Origin of the sequence: Bifidobacterium pseudolongum subsp. pseudolongum DSM 20099 (assembly GCF_000771225.1) — a bacterium.
In the GTDB taxonomy this organism is placed as follows: domain Bacteria; phylum Actinomycetota; class Actinomycetes; order Actinomycetales; family Bifidobacteriaceae; genus Bifidobacterium; species Bifidobacterium pseudolongum.
Genome location: NZ_JDTZ01000012.1, coordinates 41,324 through 47,949, shown reverse-complemented (window position 1 = coordinate 47,949; position 6,626 = coordinate 41,324). Strand labels below are relative to the sequence as shown.

Annotated in this window: 5 protein-coding genes; 2 read left to right on the top strand and 3 right to left on the bottom strand. The window is 64.4% G+C overall.

The genetic code is table 11. From position 1 onward, the window contains the following. Window positions 1-249 precede the first annotated feature (249 nt). Both OU02_RS07550 and glf read right to left on the bottom strand, forming a co-directional pair. The gene (locus tag OU02_RS07550; RefSeq protein ID WP_238551980.1) at window positions 250-1,368 is read right to left on the bottom strand and encodes an acyltransferase family protein; all 1,119 of its coding nucleotides are present in this window, start codon (window positions 1,366-1,368) and stop codon (window positions 250-252) included. A 78-nt stretch (window positions 1,369-1,446) separates the two neighbouring features. Beyond that, window positions 1,447-2,631, bottom strand: coding sequence for a UDP-galactopyranose mutase (gene glf, locus OU02_RS07545; protein ID WP_033489665.1), 1,185 nt, complete (start codon window positions 2,629-2,631; stop codon window positions 1,447-1,449). Between the two features lie 158 nt (window positions 2,632-2,789). Between glf and OU02_RS07540 the strand changes: the two genes are divergently transcribed. Both OU02_RS07540 and OU02_RS07535 read left to right on the top strand, forming a co-directional pair. Next, entirely contained in the window at window positions 2,790-4,403 is a 1,614-nt protein-coding gene (locus tag OU02_RS07540) for a sialate O-acetylesterase (protein WP_080720522.1), read from the top strand. 138 nt (window positions 4,404-4,541) lie between these two features. Beyond that, a complete protein-coding gene (locus OU02_RS07535; protein ID WP_051918300.1) occupies window positions 4,542-5,516 on the top strand; it encodes a glycosyltransferase in 975 nt (324 codons plus the stop codon). Here OU02_RS07535 and OU02_RS07530 read toward each other — a convergent pair. After that, entirely contained in the window at window positions 5,513-6,565 is a 1,053-nt protein-coding gene (locus OU02_RS07530) for a glycosyltransferase (RefSeq protein WP_033489664.1), read from the bottom strand. The two genes, OU02_RS07535 and OU02_RS07530, sit on opposite strands and share 4 nt — an antisense overlap. Window positions 6,566-6,626: the final 61 nt, after the last annotated feature.

The window sequence follows — 6,626 nt, the reverse complement described above, 5'->3', positions numbered from 1 at the left end:
GTTCTCAAACCACCAAACACACCCACAACCCCGACCCGGAAGAACCGGACCAGACCGCGAGCGGCAGCAAGAGAAAAACCTACACCACAACCCCCACCAACACAACCCACCGGCGTGTCGCAACCCACAAAACCCAACAACCACAATGCTTCCCTCGGCGTGTCACACAACCGTCAAACCTACATCCACAACACCAGAGGGGCGACTGCAACGCAGCCGCCCCTCGGACAAACACATCACCAGCGCGCATCACTGCGCCGCGGAAACCCCACCACCGGCCGGCGCGGCCAGTGGCCGCCCGCCTTCCACCTTGGCCTGTTCCTTCGCCTTGGCGAGCGTCGGGTAGAACCACGTGTTCACCACCGGCACGTAATACAACGCCCATGCACCCAGCAAGTCGATCACCAGATGCGCGCAGAACGCCACCGCCACAAGCGGTATGCCAATCGTCTTCGCGTGCAGCGTCACGAGCCACTCGCCCCATGGCAGCACATCGTCTTCGATCAGATGCACACACAGGATGGCGAGTGTGGCCTGGCCCGCGCGGCTGAGCACGGCGCCGATCCACTGCACATGGTCGAGCAGTTGGCACAGGCCGATGATGCACAAGGTGCCGGCGATGCTGCCGACCGCCGCCATCACCGGGTGCACCCCGTAATTGTTCATGGCCATGCTGAATCCGGTGAACTTCCAGATCGCGAGCGCCCACAACGCCACCGCCACAGCCCAAATCCACGGGTAGCGGCGCACACGCCCCAGCACGTCGTACAGCTTGGCGAGCACACCCAAGTACACAAACGCCACCGCGCACATGCCCGATTGGAAGCTCCACGGCAGCCATACACTGCGGCTTGAAACCCAACCCATCACAAAGCTGCCGGCCACCCAGCAGCCGGTATAGGGCATGCGCGCGAAGATGTGCATGAGCAGACGCGCCCAGAACATGGCGAGCAGGAACCAGATGGCGCCGATGCGCCCCTGCACCTCCCACATCGTGTTGGCGGAGACGTCACCGGAGCCGTACCACGCGGCATCGGCCCAGAAGCGCACCATATCGCGCACGTTAAGGTGCCGCAGTTTGGCCATCACACCGGCGCCCGCAACCACGAGGCACGCCGTGATGGCATAGGTGAGCACGAGCTGCTTGCCCTCTTTGCGCCACTGGAAATCACGCTCGGGGTGCATGAAGTACCCGGCGATCAGAAAGAACAGCGGCATATGGAACGAAAAGCACGTTGCCATGGCCCATTGCGCCGTGTTCGACGGCTCCACGAATATCGATTCGATGGCGGCATGCCCGAGCACCACGCACAGGATGCCGATGCCCTTGGCCATATCGAAAAAACGGATCCGCTGCACAGCCGGCATCCTTGGCTCCTCCCTCTCACGCACAGCACGCGGGCCGGGCGCAGTGCCCGGCCCACGTGCGCTTCAGCCTGTTGCGGATCAGTCCTTCTTGAGCATCGGTTCGATCTGCTCCTCATACGCGGTGAGGGCCTGATCGATCACATTGTGCATGTCGTAATACGCGTATGTGCCCAAGCGCCCGCCGAATACGACGTTCGGCTCTTCGGCGGCCTTCTGCTTGTACTGCGCGTACAGCGCCTTGTCCGACTCGGTGTTGATCGGGTAATACGGCTCGTCGTCGCGGTCCGCGAAACGCGAATACTCCTCCCAGACCACGGTCTTGTCGGGGTTCTGCTGGTCCGCGCGCTCCGGGTTGAAATTCTTGAATTCGATGGCGCGCGTGTACGGCACGTCGGCGTCGGAGAAATTCATGACCGGGCAGCCGAAATGGTCGCCTTCGTCGTAGCGCACCTCTTTGAAGTCCACGGTGCGCCATTTGAGCTCGCCTAGGTCGTAGTCGAAGTAACGGTCCACCGGGCCGGTGTAGACGACCGGCACGCCCGCTTCGAGCAGCGCCTTCTTGTTGTACGGCTGCGATTCGTCGAAGAAGTCAGTGTTGAGCGAGACTTCGATGCGCGGGTCGTCGATCATCTTCTCAAACCATGCGGTGTAGCCGTCGGTGGGCAGGCCTTCCCACGTGTCTTTGAAATAGCGGTTGTCGTAATTGAAACGCACGGGCAGGCGCTTGATGATGCTCGCCGGCAGTTCGCTCGGGTCGGTCTGCCACTGCTTGGCGGTGTAGTTCTTGATGAACGCCTCGTACAGCGGGCGTCCGATGAGCGAAATGCCCTGGTCGTTGAGATTCGCCGGATCGGTGCCCGCGAGCTCACCGGCCTGCTCCTCGATCAACGCCTTGGCCTCGGCGGGCGTGTAATGCGCGCGGAAGAACTGGTTGACGGTGCCCAGGTTGATCGGCAGCGGGTAGACCTCGCCGTCATGCGTGGCATAGACGCGGTGCACGTAATCGGTGAACGACGTGAAGCGGTTCACATAATCCCACACGCGCTTGTTGGACGTGTGGAACAGGTGCGCGCCGTACTTGTGGATCTCGGCGCCGGTCTCCGGATCCATATACGAGTAGGCGTTGCCACCGATGTGGTCGCGCACGTCGATGATGCGCACGTTCACACCCAGCTTCTCGACCGCCTGCTGCGCCACCGTGAGGCCGAACAGGCCCGCCCCCACAATGACCAGATCCGGGTATTCGTTGTTCTCGGATGCCATATCCGCTTCCTTTCGCCGTGGCTCCTCTGCTATGCGGAACAGTCCCATCCGCACTGCGCGGTGCGCTGCCCCCGTGCTTATGAATGGTAGAGCTACCCTAGGAAACAACACAGCGGGCATTCCCGGCCCGCCGACCCGTCGCGAACCGAGGTAGACCCATGCTGCACACAGCGCGAACCACGCGTATTTCATCCGCACCAGCGCGCACACCGCACCTGCCGCACGACTGCAGACGCGCGCTTGCGCTGCTACTCGCACTGTGCCTCGCCGTGTGCGCGGGCGCGTGCGGCAGTGCACACAACACCAGCGCCATGACCGCGCCGAGCAACAGTGCGAGCACCGCATCTGGCGAAGTGTCGGTGGCGATGCAGCCGTATGTGGCGGAGCAGATGGTGCTGCAGCGCGACGCACCAATCACGCTCAGCGGGCTGATCGCACGTCAGGACGGCGAGGTGGACGCCTCGGCGATCACCGTGACGCTGACCGGTGACCGCACCCGGCGCTCAGGGAAGACCACGGTGAAGGGCAATCGGTTCACCGCCACACTTGACGCACTGCCGGCGAGCGAGACGCCATACGAACTGACTGTGGCGTACGGTGACCAGACGGTGTTCCACCTGAACACGGTGTACATCGGCGACGTGTTTGTGGCGAGCGGGCAATCGAACATGGAACTCAACTACCAGCAGTATTACGGCACGGCGGACCGGGCGCGCAGGAACCTCGGCTCCGCGTTCACACTCAGCGACCTGCCCGCGCTTGTGGACGACCCGGGCATCCACTTCATCCGCGCCGCGCATACCACCGAGGGCGCCGATTTCCCAGTCGACAGTGTGATGGACGACCAATGGAAGCCCTGCACCGGCACGGACGCGCAATATCTGGGCTATCTGCCGCAGCTCTTCGCGCAGCGGTTGCGCGCGGACGAGCCGCATGTGCCGATCGGCATCATCCAGACGGCGTGGGGCGGCACGCCGATCCGCGACCATGTACCAGGCGGAAGCATCTACAAGAACCACATCGCGCCGTTGCGCGGTATGCGCATCGCCGGCGTAATCTGGTACCAGGGCTGCAATGACGCGTGGCAGCTGCAGAACGCGCTCGATTACGAGGCGCGGTTCAGCACGCTCATCAACGACTACCGCACGGTGTTCGAAGATCCGCAGATGCCGTTCCTCTACGTGCAGCTCGCGCGCTGGGGCGGCGCACAGTACACGCAGTATGTACGCCAGGCGCAGCTGGACACACTGACCGACCCCAATCTGAAGAACACGGCGAATCTCGGCATGACCGTGACGATCGACACCGACAAAGGCACGTCTTCGGTGATCCACCCGCTCGGCAAAGACATCATCGCCGCGCGCATGGCAAGCCAGTGGCGGGCGATTCGCGCGCACAAGGCGATTCCCTCCGGCCCGCTCGCCGCCACTGCACGCCGCACCGGCGACGGCACCGTGCAACTGGCGTTCCGAAACGGCACCGCGCAGGGATTGCGCGCGATGAAACCGGATTATTCGCTCTCGGCGAGCGCCGACGCGGTGGCGACCGCCACGTCGCAACCGGTCGAAGGGTTCGAAGTGGCCGATTCCAGTGGCGAGTTCCACAAGGCCACGGCCTCAATCAATGGCGACACCGTCATATTGCGCTGCCCGCAGGTGCGCGCAATCAGCCAAGTGCGGTACCTGTGGGCCGGCGAGCCGCACAGCGATAGTCTGCTGTACAACGCGAGCGCCCTGCCGGCGAGCCCGTTCATCCTTGCGGTTTCACGGTGAACGGGCCGGCGGCGTTCGCTTAAGGCATGGAAATGCACGCGCCTGCACATCGCTTCGTCATTGTGTGTGGTTTACGATGGAACCGTGAAGAAGTCGGACCAGCAACCCACACGCGAACTGCCGCCGTTCACCCTGCTCATGTCGGTGTACGGTGGCAACACACTTCGCGAGCTCGAGCGCGCCGTGCAGTCGGGCACGATCGAGCAGACGCTGCCGCCTGCGCAGCTCGTGATCGTGCGCGACGGCCCGGTGCCCGACGACATCCAGCGGTACCTTGATTCGCTGCCCTCCACGATGGCAGTGTGGTTCGCCGTCGAACACCCGGACATGCCCGCCCCCACCGTCACGGTGGTGCCGCTCGAGGAGAACCATGGGCTCGCCCACGCGCTCAACGTGGGGCTTGGGCATTGCCTGTACGAATACATCGCGCGTGCGGATTGCGACGACGTCTCGCTGCCGAACCGTTTCGCCACAATCATCCCGCAATTCGTCGCGTCGTCGCGCGCGGCGTCGCATGCGCGGGCGGACGGCTCGGGCAATGTGGATGTGCTGGGCAGTGCGATCCGCGAATTCAGCGGCAACGAGAGCGAGCTGGGGCAGGTGCGCCTGCTGCCGGCGGAGGGCGCGGAGCTTGCGAAATACGCGCGCCTGCAGTCGCCGATCCATCATCCGAGCGTCGTGTTCCGCAAATCCGCGGTGATCGCGGCCGGAGGATACCCGGAAGACGCGGGCCGGTTTGAAGACTACATGCTGTGGGAGCGCATGATGCTCAACCATGCGCAGTTCCTCAACGTGCCCGAGCCGCTTGTGCTCTACCGCACGAACAAAGAGGCGTATGAGCGGCGCGGCGGATTCTCGATGTTCGTCGAGGAATGCCGCCTGCAGTGGCGGTTCATGCGTGACGGGTTCACCACACCGTGGCAGTTCCTGCGCAATGTGGCCGTGCGCGCGGCGTACCGGCTCACGCCGATGGCGATCCGCAAGCGCGCCTACCACGCGATCGTCGATAAGCGCAATGGCGCGCTTGAATCCGTGCCTGAGCAGCCCGAGCCACCGAAGCGCGGACGGCACAGCGCGCCGGACGATGCCGAGAACGCGGCGAGCGCGTCCTAATCGTCGGCAGGCGTGCCTTCACACGCGCGCACGGCGCGGTTCACGGAGTCGTCGCCAAAATCGATACGCGTATTGGGTTCGGGGGTGGTGTGCCATCCGTCATGCCACCCACGGCGCAGGCAGTCGCCGATCACCTTGCGGTCGGGCGAGCGCAGCCAGGTGAGCCCCCAGCGGCGCACGGTCTTCAGCAGGAACAGCACACGTTCGGTGCGCGTGAAGTTGCCGCGCGACCCCCGCCACAGCCAGATTTTGTTGCGCACCTCGTTGTAGAAGCGTGCACCTGGGTCGGCGTCGCTCGAACCGAAGACCTTCGTCTTGTGCACCACCTCACTTGCGGGCACGTAGTAGCCGATGTGCCGTTTGAGTAGCGCGGTGGTGTATTCGTAATCGTCGTTCCACAGGAAATACGCGGCCTTGGGCAGCCTGCGCATGGCGGCGACCGTGTCTGCGTTGAGCAGGCACGAAACGAACGAGAGCGAACGCGTCTGGTAGGCGGAGGGGAAACCGCGCAGTTTCGTGCCGCCCTTCGCAGGGTGCGTGCGGGGGCGCGGCTTGTTCATCAGGTGTTCGCGGCCGTCGGTCCACACGGCTTTCGACCCCAAGGCCACCGGCACGCGGCCGTTCTGCGCGATGCACGCGTCAGAAGCGCGCAACAGTTCGTCGAGCGCGTTCGGCAGCGGCACGGTGTCGTCGTCCATGAGCCACACCTCGTGCATGAGCCCAGGCTGGGGCTCATAGCCGCCCATGCGGTAGCCGGGGCCGGCCTCGTGCGGCGCGCGCGGCTGCATGAGCGGTTCGACGGCGAGCGCGATCCCCGTGGTGAAGCCGCCGGCGCCTCCCATGTTGCGCGGCAACGCCACCACGCGCGTGTCGATGGCGGTGCGCGCGGCGAAACGGCGGGCGACGGTGAGCGCGCCGTCGGTGCTGGCGTTGTCGATGATGATCAGGCGGTCGGGCTGGCGTGTCTGCCGGTCGATGCCTGCGAGGCATTCGGCAAGCAGGTCTTCGCGATTGTAGGAGACCACGACGGCGGTGACGGAATAGCGCATGGTTCCAAGCATACCCGGGGCGCGTGCGCGGGTGCTATCGGCCACGCTGACTACAATGCTG